The sequence below is a fragment of the Faecalibacterium sp. PGM34 genome, assembly GCF_054456555.1.
Genome location: NZ_CM136898.1, coordinates 1,671,048 through 1,691,227 on the forward strand (window position 1 = coordinate 1,671,048; position 20,180 = coordinate 1,691,227).

Here is a 20,180-nt window from a genome sequence, read left to right on the forward strand (position 1 = left end):
TATTATGAAGCTGTCTGATATCAAAAACGGCAATCTGTCCGCCGAGTGGGCAGAAAAGGGCTACGAGCTGCCTAAATTCGACATCGAGGCCGTCAAGGCCAAGACCCACGCCGAGCCCACTTGGGTGCACTTCGGTGCCGGCAACATCTTCCGTGCTTTCCCCGCTGCCGTGCTGAACGATGCACTGAACAGCGGTAAGTATGACCGCGGTGTCATCGTGGCCGAGAGCTTTGACTACGAGATCATCGACAAGGCTTACCAGCCCTACGATAACCTGAGCCTGCTGGTCTGCCTGAAGTCCACCGGCGAGATCGAGAAGAAGGTCATCGCCTCCGTCACCGAGAGCCTGAAGGCTGACTACTCCTTCGGTGCCGACTGGGCACGTCTGGTGGAGATCTTCCAGAACCCCAGCCTGCAGATGATCTCCTTCACCATCACCGAGAAGGGCTACGGCGTTGCTCCCGCTGATCTGGAGCGCGGTCTGACCCCCGTGCTGGCTATGGGCAAGGTCACCGCTCTGCTGTACGAACGCTTCAAGGCCGGTAAGCTGCCCCTGACCGTGCAGAGCATGGATAACTGCTCTCACAACGGCGATAAGGTCAAGACCGCTGTCCACGCCTACGCATCCAAGTGGGTGGAGCAGGGTCTGGTGCCTGCCGAGTTCCTGGCCTATGTGCAGGACGAGACCAAGATCACCTTCCCCTGGAGCATGATCGACAAGATCACCCCGCGCCCGGACGCAAAGGTGCAGGAGATGCTGGCAAAGGATGGCTTTGAGGATAACTACACCATCGTGACCGAGAAGCACACCTTCACCGCTCCCTTCGTCAACGCCGAGGAGACCCAGTACCTGTGCATCGAGGACCACTACACCAACGGTCGTCCTCCGCTGGAACTGGGCGGTGTGCTGTACTGTGACCGCGAGACCGTGGACAAGATCGAGAAGATGAAGGTCTGCACCTGCCTGAACCCCCTGCACACTGCCATGTCCATCTATGGCTGCATGCTGGGCTACACCCTCATCTCTGCCGAGATGGCAGACGAGGATCTGCGCTCCTTTATCCAGAAAATCGGCTATATCGAGGCGATGCCCGTTGTGGTTGATCCCGGCGTGCTGAACCCCTACGAGTTCATTGGCGCTGTCATCAACCGCCGTCTGCCCAACCCCTTCATGCCCGATGCTCCCCAGCGTATCGCTACCGATACCTCCCAGAAGCTGGCTATCCGCTTCGGCGAGACCATCAAGGCTTACGAGAAGCGCGGTCTGGACAAGTCCAACCTCGTGCTGATCCCGCTGGTGCTGGCAGGCTATGCCCGCTACCTGAAGGGCATCGACGACAACGGACAGCCCTTCGAGATCTCTTCCGATCCGCTGCTGGCTGAGCTGCAGGCCATCGTCAACCCCTTGGAGGTCAAGGAAGGCGAGCAGGACTTCAGCTGCCTGAAGGCTCTGTACAGCCGTGCCGACGTGTTCGGTGTGGATCTGTACGCTGTTGGTCTGGGCGAAAAGATCGAGGGCATGGTCAAGGAGCTGTACGCCGGTAACGGTGCAGTGCGCAAGACCCTGCACAAGTACACCCTCGCTCGCTAAAACTTTATAACGCTATTTCCGTGACCCACGCTGCGCTTTTGCTTTGCCGCAGCGTGGGTTTTTGTTTTGTAAAAATTGTTATGTGAAATGAAATCCCGGAGCGTCCGCAGACGCTCCGGGATTTCGAAAGAAACATAATTGTTCCGCGATTCATGCGCAGAGCAAAGCGGAGCGCATTAAAATCGTTCCGGTGCCCTTATTTCCGGCAGTCGTGCAGGCTGGCGGCGGGCAGGGCGCTGCCCAGCAGGCTCCATGCGGCATCCATGCTCTCGTTCAGCAGATAGGCCTGATTCTTCTGGACGTAGATGTACATCGCCTCTTTGGTGCGGTAGGCGCAGTACACGGTGTTCCAGGTGTAGCGGTTGGTGGGCTCGGTCTTGTTCTGCTCACCGGCCATCCAGACCGAAAGCCCGGCGGCGTCCAGTTCCAGCCGGTAGAAGGGGCGGGGCAGACCCAGCTTTTTGATCTGCTTGGAGAGGTTCGAAAAAAAGGTGCCGAAGTATACGGCGGGCAGACCGATGGCTACGATGGCCAGCACGGCGGTCAAAAGCCCGGCACCCTCCCGCTTGCCGATCTGGCTCAGGCAGATACCGGCACACACCAGCAGAATGGCGGTGAACACCGCCGGACGCTGCCAGCCCTTGTTGTGGCGCAGCAGGTCAAAGGCTGCAAAATCGTGAAAGCTTTTTTCGTCCATCTGAACGGAAACGCAAACATTCTGGGTCATAAAGTCACTCTCCTTTTTGGGCATAGTACCACATTTACCGGCAAGAAGCAAGCAAAAGATGCACCGGCGGCTGTGCATCCAGCTTGCAAACCGCCCGCAAGGCGTGGTAAAATAAGATATTATCCAAAGGGGAAGGGGGAGAGGTTTTGCATGGAAAAGCGCAACTGGAAGCACAGCGTTACGCTCAAGCAGCGCATGGTGCTGTGTCTGGCAGCTTTTTTTGCGGCCTTTGCATTACAGCTTGCCCTGAACGGCTATCAGGCACAGGCGGTGCAGCAGGTGCAGGACGACCAGATGGGCAACTTTAACGCCATCAGCCGCTTTCAGGGCGGTGTAGAAAGCTCCATCAGCATTCTGGAAGCATACCGCTGGGAGAACGGCGAGACCGAGGAAATGCTGGAAAAGCTCCGGGCAGCCTGCTCCACCAGCAACGCGTGGCTGTGGCGCATCCGATCTAACATGGACGGCTTGCAGAACGTCAGCGAGGAGCAGTGGGTGCTGTACGGCGCGGTGGAGACTACCTACGGCAGCTACAACACCCTGCTGGAGGAGCTGGAGAGCTACCTTTCCAGCGGGCAGGAGGCAAAGGCGTCCCAGCTGTACTATAACAAGGTTTCGGTCTGCGGCGGGTATCTGAGCCAGTACACCATGCAGCTGCTGAAAGCCTCGATCCTGGACGCCCAGACTACTTATACCGAGATCTCGGAGCTGGGCGAGCGGATCGCCCTGATGCAGATCGTGGTGGTGGCGCTGTGCGTGGCGCTGGGCTGCGCCTCCGGTCTGATGGTCATGCAGCTGCTGACCCCGGTGTCTCAGATGATCGAGGCCTCCCGCGCCATCAGCCGCAGCCAGTTCGACACCCCGGACATCCCGCTGCCCAAGCAGCCGGAGATTGGACAGCTGGCGGAGTCCTTCAATCGCATGAAACACTCCATGGCGCAGCAGGTGAATACCCTGCAGGAGAAAAACGAGATCGAGCGAGAATTGCATCGTCAAAAGACCGAGGCGCTGGAACTGCAGAACCGCATGGAGCGCAGCCGGTTACAGCAGCTGCGCAGCCAGATCGACCCGCATTTTCTGTTCAACACCCTGAACGTCATCCAGCAGATGGCCGGCACAGAGTCCGCCTACCGCACGCAGGCGCTCATCATGGCGCTTTCCCATCTGCTGCGTTACAGCCTGATGAGCAACGATGAACAGGTGCCCCTCTCCCGGGAGGTGCGCGTTGTGGACGAGTACTATTCCATCTACCATGTGCGCTTTGGCGACCGGGTGCAGATGCAGTGGGCGTTCTCGGATTCGCTGGACCTCACCGAGACCATGGTGCCATCCTTTATCTTGCAGCCTATCGTGGAAAACGCTTTCAAGCACGGCATCTGCCCCAAGGAAGAAGGCGGTGTGGTGCGCATCCGTATGATCCCTCTGCGGGAAAAAGGTCTGCTGTGCATCCGGGTGCTGGACAACGGTGTGGGCATTGAGCCGGAGCAATTACAGCAGCTGCGCACGGCACTGGAACAGCCCGCGCCCCGCTGGGAGCATATCGGTATTTATAACGTGGCCGCCCGCCTGCGGCTGCTGGATGCCCGCTGCCGGGTGGTGGTGCGCTCCCGGCCGGGGCGGGGAACTGCGGTGATCCTGTATCTGCCGCTGGTGGAAAATGAGGAGGAATTTGAGGAATGATTCGTCTGTTGATCGCGGATGATGAGAGAATGGAGCGGGAGGCGCTGGCGGATATCGTCATGCGCCGGTTCGAGCATGAAGTGACGGTGGAGATGGCAGAAAACGGCCGCAAAGCCGCCGATACCGCTGTGCTCTGGGAAGCAGACCTGATTTTGATGGACATCGAGATGCCGGGCATGAACGGCTTGGATGCCGCCCGCGCGGTGCTGGAACAGCGCCCGGAGTGCAAGGTGATCTTTATCACGGCATACAGCCTGTTCCAGTACGCCCACGAGGCGGTGCATCTGGGTGCCTGCGACTATCTGCTGAAGCCGGTGGACCCGGACGAGACCGAGGCCGCCATCCGCCGCGCCATCCGGCAAATTGAAGCCGGACGCCGTCTGGCCGAGCTGGCTTCGCCGGAGCCGGAAACTGCCCCGGAACAGGAGACCGACCCCGCCGGGGAAGGGGAGAGCGACCGCAACGCACTGGTGATGGATCATGTGCGCAAGTATATGGAGGATAACTATATGGCCGACCTCTCGCTGGACAGCGTGAGCGAAATTTTGCACATCAGCCCGGCGTATCTTTCGGCACAGTTCAAAAAGTACCAGAAGATGAACTTTCTGGACTGCCTGACTGAGCTGCGCATCAACGCCGCCAAGGAGCTGCTGGCCGACCCCTTCCGCTCCGCAGCGGAGGTGGCCTCCATGGTGGGCTACGAGGACGCCAGCTACTTTGCCCGTGCCTTTAAAAAGCGCACCGGCATGACCCCCACCCAGTACCGGAAGGAAGCGGCAAAGGCAGCCCGGGAGGCGCAGCTGTGACCCGCCGTCAGCTGCTGCATCTGCTGACGGCAGCCCCGGCACTGGCAGTTACAGGCTGTACGGCGCAGTCTGCTTCTTCACAGCAGGAGAAGCCGCTCATTCTGCGCTACGCGGAGAACCAGCCGGAGGATTACCCCACCAGCAAGGCCGCAAAGGTCTTTGCGGAGCTTGTGGCACAGCGCACGGATGGCCGGGTAAAGGTGTTGGTATACAGCGGGGCGGAGCTGGGCGCGGAGCAGAGCGTCATCCAGCAGATGCAGTTTGGCGGGGTGGATTTTTCCCGCGTGTCCCTGAGCCAGCTGGCAGAGTACGAGCCGGAGCTCAGCGTATTGCAGCTGCCTTATCTGTACAGCGATGCCCAGCAGATGTGGCGGGTGCTGGACGGCAGCATCGGGGACGAGTTTCTGGCCATGCTGGACGGGATGGACTTAGTGGGGCTTTCGTGGTTTGACGCCGGTGTGCGCAGCTTCTATACCCGGGAAAAGGTGACCGGGCTGGACGATTTGCAGGGATTGACCATCCGGGTGCAGGAATCAGACATGATGAGCGACATGATCACCGCACTGGGTGCAAAACCGGCGCAGGTGGTGTACAGCAAGGTATATGCCGCCCTGCATAATGCCGAGATCGACGGGGCAGAGAACAACTGGCCCAGCTACGAGGTGATGGGACACTACGAGGTAGCGCCCTTTTTCCTGAAGGATGAGCACACCCGTGTGCCGGAGGTGCAGTTGGCCAGCCCGGCGGTAATGGAAAAGCTTGCCGCGCTGGACGAAAGCTTCCCGGAGGTGATCCGCGCCTGCGCCCGGGAGAGCGCACAGACAGAGCGGGAGCTCTGGGCGCGGCGGGAGGCGAACGCAGAGCAGAATATGCGCAAGCGGGGCATCTGCGTCACCGAGCTGGACGAGGCCGAAAAAGCCCGCTTCCGCGCAGCGGTGCAGCCCATGTACGACCGGTTCCGCAGCCACGCCAAACTCATCCAGCGGATCCGGGAGAGCTGAAGAGCAAAATATACGAAATAACTCGTCTCTATGTGATATATCAGTTTGGGGACGAGTTTTTTTGCGAACATTTTTCGGCAAGCTCGACAATATCTCCCAGGGATACTTGTTGAATATGCATAGATATATTTTCACTTTTTTGCAAAAAACAGGATATTTTATCAGTCCTCTTGATAGCTAAAATCTTTTGCGTTAGAATGAGGTCACCGAGCAATCAGGCCATGCAAAAACGCCTAAATGTACCCTATCAAGATTCAGATTGTGCAATGCAAAAAAGGAGGAAATTTGGTTATGTTTTCCAAAAAGATCTCGCGCCGCAGCTTTCTGAAGGTCAGTGCTGTGACCACCGCCATGGCCGCCATGGGCCTGCCTGCCTTTGCCGCAGAGGACACGGCAGAGGAGAACTGCTTCCAGACCCTGAACATCCCCCGGGCCACCGGCAGCACCGTGGACAAAAGCGTCCTGCTGAACGAGAGCCGCCTGTACCTCATCACGGATTTTGGGGCTGTTTCGGAGGGAGGCCCCCTCCAGAACACCAAGGCCATCAACGATGCCATCCAGGCAGCCAGCAAGGCTGGCGGCGGCACCGTGGTGGTGCCGGCAGGTGACTTTAAGAGCTACACCATCCGTCTCCAGAGCGGCGTCAACCTCCGCATCGACGCCAACGGCATCATCCGGGCTGCCCGGGCAGACCTGTACGACTGGTATGGCAACCAGACCATGGTGGGCGAGGGCGGAAACTACGATGAGCCGGAAGTGAACCTCTATGCCGGGCTCCAGGACCACGGCCACACCTACTTTGCCAACAGCCTGTTCTACGCCGCTGACAAGCACGATATCATGATCTACGGCGAGGGTCTCATCGACGGCAGCTACATGGACGACACCGGTACCCTCATCAATGTGCTGTCCGGCAGCGACCCCTCCAACCCCAAAAACCGCACCGACCGGGGCTACAGCTCCACCTGGTACGGCAACAAGGCCATTGCACTGGTGCGCTGCGAAAACGTGGTGCTGGACGGCATCCGCATCCTGAACGGCGGCCACTTTGCCATTATTGCCGAGGGCACCCGGAACATGACGGTCAACGACCTGATTGTGGACACCAACCGGGACGCCTACAATATCGACTGCAGCCAGGACGTTACCGTCAGCAACAGCCACTTCAACTCCCTTACGGACGACGCCATCGTCATGAAGGCTTCCTACGGTGCCGGCGTGTTCATGCCCACCCAGAACGTCTTGATCGAGGACTGTGTGGTCAGCGGCTACGATGCCGGTTCTGTGATTACCGGAGCCTGCACCACCGATAAGATCGTGGCCACCGACGCCTGCGGTCCCACCGCCCGTGTCAAGTTTGGCACCGAGTCCACCTGCGGCTACCACACCGTCACCATCACCCGGGTCCGGTTCGAGCGTTCCCGTGGCTTCTGCATGGAGGCCGTTGACGGCAGCTCCCTCACCAACATCGTGATGACCGACTGCACCATGGACACCGTTTCCTCCTCTCCCATCTTTATTCGGGTAGGCGATCGTGCCCGGTACCCCGTCACCGGCCACACCACTGAGCAGGCTATCAACGCCGCCAACGATGTGCGTCTGGACAATTCCGGCTGGGTGCTGCCCAACCGTGCCGAGTATCAGCTGTACCCCGTGGCCCGCTACAGCCCCTCTTATAATAAGAGCAAGACCGTCTCCATCGACGGCGTCTCCTCCTTTAAGGTGGTAGACCCTGCCAACCCCACCCGGATCAACAACGCCAACCTAGCAGAGATCGACGGCAAGCTGTACCTTTACCGCTGGGATGATGCCCAGCACCAGTATGTGCCGGATATGACCCGGGAGATCAGCCGGAAAGACGCTGTCTACTACGCCAACGCCACCGCTGCCAAGGACCTGGCCAGCGTCAGCAATGTGGAAATCAGCAACATCCGCATCACCAACGTAGATCCCCGGTACCCCATCCTGCTGGAGGGCCTGGTGGACAGCAAGGTGAAGAACGTGATCCTGCGGAACATCTCGGTGCAGTACCGGGGCGGCCTGTCCCTCCAGGAGGCTGTGGAACAGCGGCAGCTGGGCACCTACTGGGTCTACTCCCAGAGCGGCTCTGCCCCCACCGTGCAGAAACTGCCCTGGCTGGTGAACACCTTCTTCAGCAAGTGCGAGGGCCTGCTGCCCCGTGTGGCCTGGAAGAACGGCACCTGGGTAGACGACCCCTACAACGTACCGGAGATGGTAGCCGAGTACCCGGAGCCCTCCATCTTGGGCATCCTGCCGGCCTACGGCATCTACGCTCGTCACGTAGATGGTCTGGTGCTGCAGAATGTGGCCCTGAACTATGTGATCCAGGATAAGCGTCCGGCTATCGTGCTGGATGACGTTTCCAACGCCGACCTGCGTACCGTGGCCGCCAAGACCGCTCTGGGCGTCAAGGCTGTAGTCACCGTGACCAACCACTACAAGCGTCATGTGGGCAACGAGTATGTGCCTGATGAGCCTTATTTCACCACCACCTGCGAGAACCTGAAGCTGGGTCTGCTGAGCCGTGAACAGGTCACCGTGGATACCCCGGCACCCGGCACCCCGGCAGACAGCCTCTATGGCGACATCCGCCTGCCCATCCCGGAAAACGGCTATCAGTTCGCTATTAAAACCCAGGACTATCCCCTGCCTCTGACGGTGCACCGCCCCTACTTCAGCCACATCGGGGACCAGACCCTCCAGCTGGGCCAGACCCTGACCCTGACGGTCTCGGGCCGGAACCCGGCCAACGGCGTCCGCACCACTCAGCCCAAGCCTGCTGCCGTCATCGAGGCTCTGGACGGCGGCCTGACCTACGGCACCGCCGGTCTGCTGCCTCTGGGCGCATCCTTTGACGCCGGTTCTCACACCCTCACCTTTACCCCCAAGGCCAAGGGCACCTACAAGGTCACCTTTACCTTGGACGATGGCGTCATCCCCGTAAGAAAGACCGTTAAGATCACCGTGGCGTGATCCTGTCGGTTTTCTGCCTGCTCATAGGCCCCGGCTGGTTTCTCCTACAGCAGACCGGCCGGGGCTAGAGCAGTTCCGAAGCCGCTTGGACCGCAAGTTGTATCCATCTGTACGTTAGAGTTGCACAAATGCAGTTTGAAGTCTTTGTGCATTATAACAAAAACAATCTTGACATTCTTTCGAAAAACAGGACATTTTTTGAAAGCTCTTGTTTCATTTCGGAAAATTTGCTAAAGTGTGTACAGTCAATGAACGAAAGCTCCGGCACCTGTGCGCCCGGAGAAGTTCACAATTATTTAAGGAGGACGATTCCTATGAAAATGATCTCTCGTCGTAGCTTTATGGCCGTTGCCGGTGCAGCTACCGCTGCTGTTGCTCTGACCGCCTGCGGTGGTTCCAAGAGCGGCTCCACTTCTACCGCTGCTTCTACCGCTACCTCTACCGCTACCTCTACCGCAGCTTCTTCTGCTGCTGCCGGTGATGCAGCTGCTGCCGCCAGCGATCCCAAGGTGACTCTGGTCTACGCCGAGGTCAACCCGCTGGATACCATCGTTGGCCAGACCGGTACTCACTTCAAGGAGAAGGTCGAGGAGCTGAGCGGCGGTTCTGTGGTCGTCGATGTGCAGGCTTCCGGTGTTCTGGGCTCTGAGAACGACGTTCTGGACGCTATTCTGGGCGGCTCTACCTCCATCGACATCAGCCGTATCTCTGCTTTCGCTCTGACCAGCTACGGCTGCAACAAGTCCAAGCTGCTGTCCATCCCCTTCACCTTCAACAACCGTGCTCACTTCTGGAACTTTGCCAACAGCGATCTGGCTCCTGAGTTCCTGAGCGAGCCCCAGGAGCTGGGCCTGCCTGTTCGCGGCCTGTTCTACGGCGAGGAGGGCTTCCGTCACTTCTTCACCGTCAAGCCCGTTGCAACCATTGCTGACCTGAAGGGCATGAAGCTGCGTGTGTCCAACGACCCCGTTATGAACGGCATGGTCGAGGGTCTGGGCGCTAACCCCACCGTCGTTGCTTTCGGCGAGCTGTACAGCGCACTGCAGACCGGCGTTGTGGATGGCGCTGAGCAGCCCATCGCAAACTACAAGTCCAACGCCTTCCCCGAGGTTGCGAACAACCTGATCCTGGACGGCCACACTCTGGGCGCTGTGCAGGCTGTCATCACCGACAACGCATGGGGCAAGCTGACCGCTAACCAGCAGGCTGCTGTTATGGCTGCTGCTGCCGACACCCAGAAGTTCAACGCTGATCTGTCTGAGACCGCTGAGAACAAGGTTCTGGACGAGCTGCGCTCCTCCGGCTGCAACGTTGTGGATGTGGACGATAAGACTCCTTGGCAGGAAGCTTGCGCTAAGGTCATCAAGGACAACACCTCTGATCAGGCTGAGCTGTACCAGAAGCTGCTGGACATGAAGGCATAAGCTGGATTTCCATCCGATCTAAGTAGTACATTGCCCGGCGGAGGCCCACGGGAATACGCCCGCAGGCTTCGCCGGGCTTTTATATGGAGGAATTTCTATGCCGAAAATCTTTACCACTCTGGATAAGATCAGACCGGCGTACGACATTACCTACAAGGTGGTTCTGTTCATCTGCAAGATCCTGTTGATCGCAGATATCCTCATTACCACGATGTCGGTCATTGGCCGTTACGTCCCCTTTATCCCAGACCCCTCCTGGTCTGAGGAGCTCGTTCTGACCTGCATGAGTTACATGGCTGTGCTGAGCGCTGCGCTGGCCATCCGCCGCGGCGCACACATCCGCATGACTGCCTTTGATATGTACCTGCCCAAGAAAGTGGTCAAGGCGCTGGACATTCTGGCCGATCTGGCTGTGATGGTCCTTGGTGTGGTGATGATGGCGGTCGGCTGGAACTACGCCACCACGCTGGGCGGCCGTGGCTTCTATGTTTCCATGCCTTGGCTGAGCCGCTTCTGGATGTACTTCCCGGTGCCGCTGGCAGGTGTTGCCATGGTCATCTTTGAGATCGAGTCTCTGTACAACCACATCAAGAGCTTTTTTGTAAAGGAGGAAATGTAATATGACAGTTCAGACACTGGCGATCATTGTCCTTCTTGTCAGCTTCTTTGTTATGATCTTCCTGCGCTTCCCCATTGCATACGCCGTTGGTCTGTCCAGTGTGCTGTGCATGCTGGTGCAGGGTCAGGCACTGACCGACGTCTGCCGCCTGATGGTCAAGGGCATTTCTTCCTTCAGCCTGATGGCTGTGCCGTTCTTTATCACCATGGGTGTGCTCATGGGCTCCGGCGGCATTTCTGAAAAGCTGATCGCACTGGCTGACGCCTGCGTGGGCTGGATGCGCGGCGGCATGGCCATGGTCAATATCGTGGCTTCCTACTTCTTCGGCGGCATTTCCGGTTCCGCCTCCGCCGATACCGCTTCCATCGGTTCCATCATGATCCCCATGATGGTGGATCAGGGCTACGGCGCAGACTTCTCCACCGCTGTTACCATCACCTCCTCCTGCGAGGGTCTGCTGGTTCCTCCCAGCCATAACATGGTCATCTACGCTACCACCGCCGGTGGTATCTCCGTGGGCAGCCTGTTCCTGGCCGGTTACCTGCCCGGCGCTCTGCTGGCCATCGTGCTGATGATCGGCTCCTACATCATCTCGGTCAAGCGCAACTATCCCAAGGGCAATCCCTTCAGCATCAAGGCTTTTGTCAAGCAGCTGGGCACCTCTATCTGGGCACTGGCCGCTGTTATCATCGTGGTGTTCGGCGTTGTCGGCGGTGTGTTTACCGCTACCGAGTCCGCTGCTATCGCCGTTGTCTACTCTCTGCTCGTTTCCGTGTTCGTCTATAAGGGTCTGGACTGGAAGGGCGTGTGGCACGCTCTGGACGAGTGCGTCAACACCCTGTCCATCGTGCTGATCCTGATCGCTACCTCTGCAGTGTTCGGCAACTGCCTGACCATGCTGCATGTGCCTGATCTGGCAGCAACCGCCATCACCGACCTGACCGATAACCCCTACCTGATTGCACTGCTCGTCGACCTGATCCTGCTGGTGCTGGGCATGATCATGGATATGGCTCCCATCATCCTGATCGCTACCCCCATCCTGCTGCCCATCGCCACCTCCATCGGCATCGATCCCATCCAGTTCGGCATCATTGTGGTTCTGAACTGCGGCATTGGTCTGCTCACTCCTCCTGTTGGCTCCGTTCTGTTCATCGGCTCTGCCGTTGCAAAGCGCCCCATGGAGAAGGTGGTCAAGGCGACCCTGCCGTTCTACCTGTGCATGTTCGTTGCACTGCTGCTGCTGACTTACGTCCCCGACATCAGCCTTGCTATCCCCAAGCTGCTGGGCGGCTATGTAAGCCCCATCGCAAACCCGCTGGGTCCTGTGTTCATCCACTAAGCGCAGCATAAGGGGAAACCCCTTGCACCCTATAAGACCGGAGCCTGTCAGCCCTTTGGGCTGCTGGCTCCGGTCTTTTTTGCGCTTGCACCAAAATGCGGACAGCTTGCACGGCGGGGAACACTATGATACAATAAAGCGTATAGAAGCTGGGAAGGGGAGAGAACACTATGGAGCAAAAACGCCTGTGTCCGTTCTGCATGGGGGAGCTGCCGCCTGCGGCGACCGTTTGCCCCCATTGCGGGAAGATTTTAGAGGGATGCAACCCGGCGGGCTGCCTGCCGGTGGGCACGGTGCTGGCCGGGCGCTACACCGTGGGCGAGATGCGCAGTCTGGACGGCGAGGGTGTGCTGTACAGCGGCGTGGAGAATCTGGGCGGCTTCCGGGTGACCATCAAGGAGTACCTGCCTGTCACCCTTTCTGCGGAGCGGGGGGCGGACTGCATCCTGCGCCCCAAGCAGGGGAGCGAAGTGCTGTTCAAGACCACCCGCATGGATTTTGCAGACCTGTACCGCGCCATCCAGCGCGTTACCCCCGCCAGCGGTCTGGAAGCCGTGCTGGATGTGGTGGAAGCCAACAACACCGTGTATGCAGTGCTGGAAAACCTAGGCGGCACACCGCTGGAGCAATGGCTGGAAAACCGCCCCGCCCCGGTGCAGGCAGAGGAGGCCTGCGCCATGCTGCGCCCGGTGTTTGAGGGCGTGGCGGCCATGCACAAGGCGGGGCTGGTGCACCGCGGCATCTGCCCGGAGAATATCCGGGTGATGGCGGATGGCCGCTGCCGTCTGGCCGGGTACGCCACCGTGGGTCTGCGCACCGCAGGCAGCGGCCTGCACGAGCAGCTGTACGAGGGCTACTCTGCGCCGGAGCAGTACACCACCGCCGAGTTTGAGGGGCGCTACACCGACGAATACAGCCTTGCCGCCGTCTTTTACCGCATGGTGTGCGGACAGGCGCCCATGCCCGCCGCCCAGCGCGTGGTGTCGGACTCCAACCCTCGGGCACGCACCGTAGAGCCTGCCGTACCGGCCTATGTCTCCGATGTATTGCAGCTGGGGCTGCGGCTCAAGGTCATGGAGCGCATCCAGACCGTGCCGCAGTTGTATCAGGCGCTTTCTTCCAAGGAATATACCGCCGAGTTGACCCGCACCATGAAGCCGGAGACCCCGATGCATCCGGCGCGGGCAGAGCAGAGCCCGCAGGGCAGGGAACACCTGCTCAGCCTGAAGGCGCTGCTGGCGGGCATCCTGATCCTGCTTTCCATTTTGATCCTGCTCACCCTGTGGGGCATCGTGAGCAGCAAAGAGGAGCAGACGCCCTCTTCGGAGCCGAGCTCGGAAGCAGCCAGCAGCGAAGCAATGCCCCCCCAGAACCTTGTACCCAACTTTGTGGGCATCGACTACGAGCAGATCAAGAATAACCGCGAGTACACCAGTATGTACCTGTTCCGGGCGGTGCTGGAGTACAGCGATACCGTGCCCTCCGGGCAGGTCATCCGGCAGGAGCCGGAGGCCGGCGAGGTGATGGAGAACGGCGAGGTGATCCAGATCGTGGTCAGTCAGGGCCCGGAGAAGGTGGAGATGCCCAAGATCGTCGGTGCATCGCAGGATAAGGCCATTGAGATCCTGAGCAGCCGGGGGCTTGTGGCCAGCTGCTTTATGGTGGTGAATGATGGCTCCTACGCCACGGGCTGCGTGGTCTCTGCCAGCGAGGAAGAGGGCGCAATGGTCACGGTGGGCACGGTGATCACCGTGTATATCGCCGCAGACCCCAGTGTGCAGATCACTGCCACCCCGGAGGAGCCTGCCGCTACCGAGCCTACCACCCCGGAAACGCCCACAGAGGGCAGCACAGAGCCGGAATACGATACCGATTAAGCAATAAAAGCAGAAGCGGGAGCCTTATAACGGGCTCCCGCTTCTGCTTGTTTAGGATAGGAAAGAGAATGGCAAATTAAAGGTTGGTGTAGCCCATCAGGCAGCGGTCTACTTCGGCGGCGCAATCGCGGCCTTCGCGCAGACCCCACACCACAAGGCTCTGGCCGCGGCGCATATCGCCGCAGACGAATACCTTGTCCACATTGGTCTTAAAGCTGTGGTCGGCTACATTGCCCCGGGCGGTCAGCTCCACCCCAAAGGCATCGGCTGTGTAGTTTTCGCAGCCGGTAAAGCCTGCGGCGATAAACGCCAGCTGGCAGTCGTAGGTGAATTCCTTGCCGGTGGGTACCATGCTGGTGCGGCCGGTCTCGGGGTCGCGCTCCGGCTTCAGGCAGCTGATGACAGCACCGGTCAGGTTGCCGGCCTCATCCTTCAAAAACTCCTTGACGGTAGTCTGGTACACGCGCGGGTCCTTGCCGAACTTGGCGATGCACTCGGTCTGGCCGTAGTCCACCTTCAGCACCCGGGGCCACTCCGGCCACGGGTTTGCGGCGGTGCGCTCGACAGGGGGCTGGGGCATCATTTCCAGCGCCATCAGGTCGGTGCAGCCCTGCCGCAGGGCAGTGCCCTGACAGTCGTTGCCGGTGTCGCCGCCGCCGATGACCAGCACGTTTTTACCGGCTGCATTGATGGCCTTGCCGTCTGCAAAACCTGAGTCCAGCAGGCTCTTGGTCACGCTGGTCAGGTAGTCCACCGCAAAGTGCACGCCCTTGGCGTCCCGGCCGGGCACGTTCAAATCGCGGGGCTTTTTGGCACCGCAGCACAGCACCACGGCATCAAAATCAGCCAGCAGCTGCTTGGCGGGCACGGCACCGCCCACGTCCATGCCGGTGCGGAACTCAACACCCTCGGTCTGCATCAGCTTGACCCGGCGCTCGATGACCACCTTATCCAGCTTCATGTTGGGGATGCCGTACATCAGCAGACCGCCCACACGGTCGGCACGCTCAAACACCGTAACGGCGTGGCCACGCTTGTTCAGGTACTCTGCCACCGAAAGTCCCGCAGGGCCGCTGCCCACCACGGCAACGCTCTTGCCGGTGCGGGTCGGCGGCGGGGTAGCGGTCAGCCAGTTCTTGGCGTAGGCCGTCTCGATGATAGCGTGCTCGTTTTCGCGCACGGTGACGCTGCTGCCGGTCACATCCCCGCAGGTGCAGGCGGCCTCACACAGGGCGGGGCACACCCGGCTGGTAAACTCCGGGAAGCGGTTGGTGGCCATCAGGCGGTGGAGCGCCAGCTCCCACTTGCCGTGGTACACCAGATCGTTCCACTCCGGGATGAGGTTGTTCAGCGGACAGCCGGAGGCCATGCCGCCGATCATCATGCCCGCCTGACAGAAGGGCACGCCGCAATCCATGCAGCGGGCGGCCTGCGTCTGCTGCTGCTCCCGCGAGAGCCAGATGTGGAACTCGTTAAAATTTTCAAGGCGCTCCAGCGGCGCAACGTCCGTGCTGGTCTTGCGCTCATAATCCATAAATCCTGTTGTCTTACCCATGCTGCTGCCCCTCCTTACTTATGCTTCTGCACTGCATAGAATGCTTCGATCTGTGCCTGCTCGCCGTCCAGACCACGCTCCTCTACCGAGGCGATGACCCGCAGCATACGGTCGTAATCGTAAGGCAGCACCTTTTTGAATTTGGGCAGGAACGCACTGAAATTATCCAAAATTTCCTTGCCGCGCGGAGAGCCGGTGGCCTCCACATGGGCGCGGATCAGCTCCTTCAGGGTGGCAACATCGTACTTGTGCTCCACCGGCTCAAGGCTGACGGTCTCCTTGTTCACCCGCTGGTAGAAGTCCCAGTTTTCGTCCAGCACATAGGCAATGCCGCCGGTCATACCGGCTGCAAAGTTCTTGCCGGTCTGGCCCAGCACCACCACAGTGCCGCCGGTCATGTACTCACAGCCGTGGTCGCCTACGCCCTCCACAACAGCGGTAGCGCCGCTGTTGCGCACACAGAAGCGCTCACCGGCCACGCCGGAGATGAACGCCTTGCCGCTGGTAGCGCCGTACAGCGCCACGTTGCCGGTGATGATATTCTCTTCCGGCTTAAAGCCGATGCCCTGCGGCGGGCGCACGATGATCTTGCCGCCGGAAAGACCCTTGCCCATGTAGTCGTTGCAGTCGCCCACCAGCTCCAGCGTCAGGCCGTTTGGGATAAAGGCACCAAAGCTCTGGCCGCCTGCACCGTTGCAGTGCACGGTATACACATCGTCCGGCAGGTCGTTGCCGTATTTGCGGGTGATCTCGCTGCCAAAGATGGCACCAAAGGCGCGATCCACGTTGGAAACATTCAGGCTGACGCTCTGGGGAGCCTTGCTGCCCAGCTTGAACTTCTTCATCAGCACCTTCATGTCCAGCGTGTTTTCCAGATGGAAGTCGTAGCTGTCCTCCTTGATAAAGTGGACGTTGCTGTTTGCAATGGCGGGGTTGTGCAGGATGCAGTCCAGATCCAGCTCCGCTGCACGGCTGCCGGGGGCAGCGGGCTTGACCCGCAGCAGGTCGGTGCGGCCTACCAGCTCGTCCACGGTGCGCACGCCCAGCTTTGCCATGTACTCCCGCAGCTCCTCGGCCACAAAGGTAAGGTAGTTGATGATGTACTCCGGCTTGCCCTTGAAGTTCTTGCGCAGCTCGGGGTTCTGGGTGCAGATGCCCATGGGGCAGGTGTCCAGATTGCACACACGCATCATCACGCAGCCCTCAGCCATCAGCAGGGTAGTGCCGAAGCCGAACTCCTCTGCGCCCAGCATGCAGCTGATGGCCACATCCCGGCCGGACAGCAGCTTGGAGTCGCTCTCGATGCGCACGCGGGTGCGCAGACCGTTCAGGATCAGGGTCTGGTGGGTCTCGGCGATGCCCAGCTCCCAAGGCAGACCGGCGTGCTTGATGGAGGTGCGGGGTGCAGCACCGGTGCCGCCGTCATAGCCGGACACCAGAATGACCTGTGCACCGCCCTTGGCAACACCGGCGGCAATGGTGCCCACACCCGCCTCGCTGACCAGCTTGACGTTGATGTTGGCGTTGCGGTTGGCATTTTTCAGGTCGTAGATCAGCTCTGCCAGATCCTCGATGGAGTAGATATCGTGATGGGGCGGGGGAGAGATCAGACCCACGCCGGTGGTGCTGTGGCGGGTCTTGGCGATCCACGGGTACACCTTAGCGCCGGGCAGGTTGCCGCCCTCGCCGGGCTTTGCGCCCTGCGCCAGCTTGATCTGGATCTCCTCGGCGCTGACCAGATACTTGCTGGTCACGCCAAAGCGGGCAGAAGCTACCTGCTTGATCTTGGAATTGCTCTCGCTGTGGTAGCGCTCCTCGGGCTCGCCGCCCTCACCGGTATTGCTGCGGCCGCCCAGACGGTTCAGGGCGATGGCAATGGTCTCGTGTGCTTCGCTGCTCAGTGCGCCGTAGCTCATGGCAGCGCCCTTGAACCGCTTGACGATGCTGGAGACCGGCTCTACCTCTTCCAGCGGGATGCCGCCATCTGCGGCGTAGTTGAAGTCCAGCAGGCTGCGCAGATGCACGCCCTCGGCACCCATGTTGTCCACCGTCTGGGTGAACTGCTTGAAGGTGGCGTAATCGCCGGTGCGGCAGGCCTTCTGGAACAGGTGGATGGTCTGGGGGTTGAACAGGTGCTCTTCCTTGCCGCTGCGGAACTTGTGGGCACCGCTGTCGGCCAGCTCCATGTTGATATCCAGTCCCAGCGGGTCAAAGGCGGCGTTGTGCAGCGCCTCCACATCGGCCTGAATGTCTGCCATGCTGATGCCGCCCACGCGGCTCACCGTGCCGGTGAAGTATTTGTCGATGACCTCCTTCGAGATGCCCACAGCCTCAAAGATCTGGCTGCTCTGGTAGCTCTGGATGGTGGAAATGCCCATCTTGGAGGCAATTTTTACGATGCCGCTGAGGATGGCGTTGTCGTAGTCCTGCACAGCGGCGTAGTAGTCCTTGTCCAGCAGACCTTCGTCGATGAGCTGTCCGATGGTCTCGTGTGCCAGATAGGGGTTGATGGCGCAGGCACCGTAGCCCAGCAGGGTGGCAAAGTGGTGCACCTCCCGGGGCTCGGCGCTCTCCAAAATCAGTGCCAGTGCGGTGCTCTTTTTGGTGCGGATGAGGTACTGGGACACTGCCGAAACAGCCAGCAGGCTGGGGATGGTCACATGGTATTCATCCACATCACGGTCGGACAGGATGATGATGTTCGCACCCTCCTTGTAGGCGCGGTCAACCTCCAGAAATACCCGGTCGATGGCCTTTTCCAGACTGGTGTTCTTATAGTAATTGATGGACACCGTAGCCACCTTGAAGCCCGGCACGTTCATGTACTTGATCTTCAAAAGGTCGGTGTTGGTCAGGATGGGGTTGTGCACCTTGAGCACCTTGCAGTTCTCGGGCTTATCCTCCAGCAGATTGCCGTGGGCACCGATGTAAACGCTGGTGGAGGTGACCACCTTTTCCCGGATGGCGTCAATGGGCGGGTTCGTCACCTGCGCAAACCGCTGCTTGAAGTAGTTGAACAGCGGGGGATGCTGGCTGCTGAGCACAGCCAGCGGGGTGTCGGTACCCATGGCACCGGAAGGCTCTGCGCCCGCCCGCGCCATGGCAAGGATCATGGTGTTCACGTCCTCGTACTTGTAGCCGAAGACCTTCTGCAGCCGGGTCAGCTGCTCGCCGGTGTAGCTTTCCACCTTCACGTTGGGGATCTTCAGCCCGCTCAGCTGCACCAGATTGCGGTCGATCCACTCGCCGTAGGGCTCGCGGCTGGCGTAAAACTCTTTCAGCTTCTCATCGTCCACCACTTCGCCCTTGACGGTATCCACCAGCAGCATCTTGCCGGGGCGCAGACGCTCCTTGACCAGAATATTCTCCGGGTCGCATTCCAGCACGCCCACCTCAGAGGACAGGATCATGCGGCCGTCCTTGGTGATGTAATAGCGGCTGGGGCGCAGACCGTTGCGGTCCAGCACCGCGCCCATCACGTCGCCGTCCGAGAACAGGATGGCGGCGGGGCCGTCCCAAGGCTCCAGCATGGTGGCGTAGTACTGGTAGAAATCCCGCTTTTTCTGGCTGATGTTCTTGTTGTTCTCCCACGGCTCGGGGATGGTGATCATCACAGCCAGCGGCAGGTCCATGCCGTTCATCACCATAAACTCCAGAGTGTTATCCAGCATGGCGGAGTCCGAACCGGAGGTGTTGATGATGGGCAGGATCTTGTTCATATCGTCCTGCAAAATGGGGCTGGAGATGCTCTCCTCACGCGCCAGCATGGCGTCGGTGTTGCCCTTGATGGTATTGATCTCGCCGTTGTGCAGGATGAAGCGGTTGGGGTGTGCACGCATCCAGCTGGGGTTGGTGTTGGTAGAAAAGCGGCTGTGCACCATGCCGATGGCGGATTCATAATCCGGGTCCTGCAGGTCGGCGTAGAAGCGGCGCAGGTCGTGCACAAGGAACATACCCTTGTACACGATGGTGCGGCTGGACAGGCTGGGCACATAGGTGCCGTTGCTGGCCTGCTCGAACACGCGGCGCACGATGTACAGGCGGCGGTCAAACTCGATGCCCTTGCTTACCTTGGCGGGCTTTTTGATGAAGCACTGCCAGATGGCGGGCATGCAGTCCCGCGCCTTCTGACCCACGGCATCGGGGTCTACGGGCACTTCGCGCCATGCCAGAAACTCCAGCCCCTCCTTGCGGGTGACCACCTCGAACAGCTTCATGGCCTGTGCCCGCAGGTGCTCGCTCTGGGGGAAGAAGAACATACCCACGCCGTACTCCCGCTCGTTGCCCAGCCGGATGTTCAGCTCCTCGGCGACCTTGGAGAAGAACTTGTGGCTGATCTGCAGCAGGATGCCCACGCCGTCGCCGGTCTTGCCCTCGGCGTCCTTACCGGCACGGTGCTCCAGCCGTTCCACGATGGACAGTGCATCGTCCACCGTCTGGTGGCTTTTACGTCCCTTGATGTCCACCACAGCGCCGATGCCGCAGGCATCGTGCTCGAACTGTGGGTCGTACAGACCAAGGGTGGTTTTCTGCTCTGTAAAGTTTTCCATAGTCTTTCCCATCC

Annotated in this window: 12 protein-coding genes; 9 read left to right on the top strand and 3 right to left on the bottom strand. The window is 59.9% G+C overall.

The features are described from left to right. The first annotated feature begins 4 nt into the window (after positions 1–4). Positions 5–1,591 (top strand): mannitol dehydrogenase family protein, encoded by a 1,587-nt coding sequence (locus ACXPUX_RS07845; protein ID WP_458827813.1) that lies wholly within the window; start codon positions 5–7, stop codon positions 1,589–1,591. A gap of 196 nt (positions 1,592–1,787) precedes the next feature. Here ACXPUX_RS07845 and ACXPUX_RS07850 read toward each other — a convergent pair whose 3' ends face one another. Then, positions 1,788–2,318 (bottom strand): YcxB family protein, encoded by a 531-nt coding sequence (locus ACXPUX_RS07850; RefSeq protein ID WP_458827814.1) that lies wholly within the window; start codon positions 2,316–2,318, stop codon positions 1,788–1,790. A gap of 150 nt (positions 2,319–2,468) precedes the next feature. Between ACXPUX_RS07850 and ACXPUX_RS07855 the strand changes: the two genes are divergently transcribed. The 8 genes from ACXPUX_RS07855 (at position 2,469) to ACXPUX_RS07890 (ending at position 14,061) form a co-directional block, all read left to right on the top strand. After that, complete coding sequence (locus ACXPUX_RS07855) at positions 2,469–3,998, top strand: sensor histidine kinase (RefSeq protein WP_458827815.1); 1,530 nt, start codon at positions 2,469–2,471, stop codon at positions 3,996–3,998. After that, entirely contained in the window at positions 3,995–4,804 is an 810-nt protein-coding gene (locus ACXPUX_RS07860; RefSeq protein WP_458827816.1) for a response regulator transcription factor, read from the top strand. The genes ACXPUX_RS07855 and ACXPUX_RS07860 overlap by 4 nt, the downstream gene beginning before the upstream one ends. Beyond that, on the top strand, positions 4,801–5,805 hold the full coding sequence (locus ACXPUX_RS07865; RefSeq protein WP_458827817.1) for a TRAP transporter substrate-binding protein: 1,005 nt from the start codon (positions 4,801–4,803) through the stop codon (positions 5,803–5,805). The genes ACXPUX_RS07860 and ACXPUX_RS07865 overlap by 4 nt, the downstream gene beginning before the upstream one ends. A 291-nt stretch (positions 5,806–6,096) precedes the next feature. Further along, on the top strand, positions 6,097–8,799 hold the full coding sequence (locus ACXPUX_RS07870) for a right-handed parallel beta-helix repeat-containing protein (protein WP_458827818.1): 2,703 nt from the start codon (positions 6,097–6,099) through the stop codon (positions 8,797–8,799). A gap of 314 nt (positions 8,800–9,113) precedes the next feature. Then, complete coding sequence (locus tag ACXPUX_RS07875) at positions 9,114–10,223, top strand: TRAP transporter substrate-binding protein (RefSeq protein ID WP_458827819.1); 1,110 nt, start codon at positions 9,114–9,116, stop codon at positions 10,221–10,223. 97 nt (positions 10,224–10,320) lie between these two features. Further along, positions 10,321–10,842 carry a TRAP transporter small permease gene (locus ACXPUX_RS07880; protein WP_458827820.1) on the top strand — a complete coding sequence of 174 codons (522 nt, stop codon included), beginning with the start codon at positions 10,321–10,323 and terminating at the stop codon, positions 10,840–10,842. A 1-nt stretch (position 10,843) separates the two neighbouring features. Next, positions 10,844–12,184 (top strand): TRAP transporter large permease, encoded by a 1,341-nt coding sequence (locus ACXPUX_RS07885; protein ID WP_458827821.1) that lies wholly within the window; start codon positions 10,844–10,846, stop codon positions 12,182–12,184. Between the two features lie 170 nt (positions 12,185–12,354). After that, positions 12,355–14,061, top strand: a complete 1,707-nt coding sequence (locus ACXPUX_RS07890; RefSeq protein ID WP_458827822.1) for a PASTA domain-containing protein — start codon at positions 12,355–12,357, stop codon at positions 14,059–14,061. A gap of 76 nt (positions 14,062–14,137) precedes the next feature. Here ACXPUX_RS07890 and ACXPUX_RS07895 read toward each other — a convergent pair whose 3' ends face one another. Both ACXPUX_RS07895 and gltB read right to left on the bottom strand, forming a co-directional pair. Further along, entirely contained in the window at positions 14,138–15,616 is a 1,479-nt protein-coding gene (locus ACXPUX_RS07895) for a glutamate synthase subunit beta (RefSeq protein ID WP_458827823.1), read from the bottom strand. A 14-nt stretch (positions 15,617–15,630) separates the two neighbouring features. After that, positions 15,631–20,166 carry a glutamate synthase large subunit gene (gene gltB, locus ACXPUX_RS07900; RefSeq protein ID WP_458827824.1) on the bottom strand — a complete coding sequence of 1,512 codons (4,536 nt, stop codon included), beginning with the start codon at positions 20,164–20,166 and terminating at the stop codon, positions 15,631–15,633. Between the last annotated feature and the right edge of the window lie 14 nt (positions 20,167–20,180).

What these genes read in the sequence shown, in the direction of transcription:
- ACXPUX_RS07845 (WP_458827813.1), top strand. Translation starts at nt 5, where the DNA reads ATGAAGCTGTCTGATATCAAAAACGGCAATCTGTCCGCCGAGTGGGCA.
- ACXPUX_RS07850 (WP_458827814.1), bottom strand. Translation starts at nt 2,318, where the DNA reads ATGACCCAGAATGTTTGCGTTTCCGTTCAGATGGACGAAAAAAGCTTT.
- ACXPUX_RS07855 (WP_458827815.1), top strand. Translation starts at nt 2,469, where the DNA reads ATGGAAAAGCGCAACTGGAAGCACAGCGTTACGCTCAAGCAGCGCATG.
- ACXPUX_RS07860 (WP_458827816.1), top strand. Translation starts at nt 3,995, where the DNA reads ATGATTCGTCTGTTGATCGCGGATGATGAGAGAATGGAGCGGGAGGCG.
- ACXPUX_RS07870 (WP_458827818.1), top strand. Translation starts at nt 6,097, where the DNA reads ATGTTTTCCAAAAAGATCTCGCGCCGCAGCTTTCTGAAGGTCAGTGCT.
- ACXPUX_RS07875 (WP_458827819.1), top strand. Translation starts at nt 9,114, where the DNA reads ATGAAAATGATCTCTCGTCGTAGCTTTATGGCCGTTGCCGGTGCAGCT.
- ACXPUX_RS07880 (WP_458827820.1), top strand. Translation starts at nt 10,321, where the DNA reads ATGCCGAAAATCTTTACCACTCTGGATAAGATCAGACCGGCGTACGAC.
- ACXPUX_RS07885 (WP_458827821.1), top strand. Translation starts at nt 10,844, where the DNA reads ATGACAGTTCAGACACTGGCGATCATTGTCCTTCTTGTCAGCTTCTTT.
- ACXPUX_RS07890 (WP_458827822.1), top strand. Translation starts at nt 12,355, where the DNA reads ATGGAGCAAAAACGCCTGTGTCCGTTCTGCATGGGGGAGCTGCCGCCT.
- ACXPUX_RS07895 (WP_458827823.1), bottom strand. Translation starts at nt 15,616, where the DNA reads ATGGGTAAGACAACAGGATTTATGGATTATGAGCGCAAGACCAGCACG.
- gltB (WP_458827824.1), bottom strand. Translation starts at nt 20,166, where the DNA reads ATGGAAAACTTTACAGAGCAGAAAACCACCCTTGGTCTGTACGACCCA.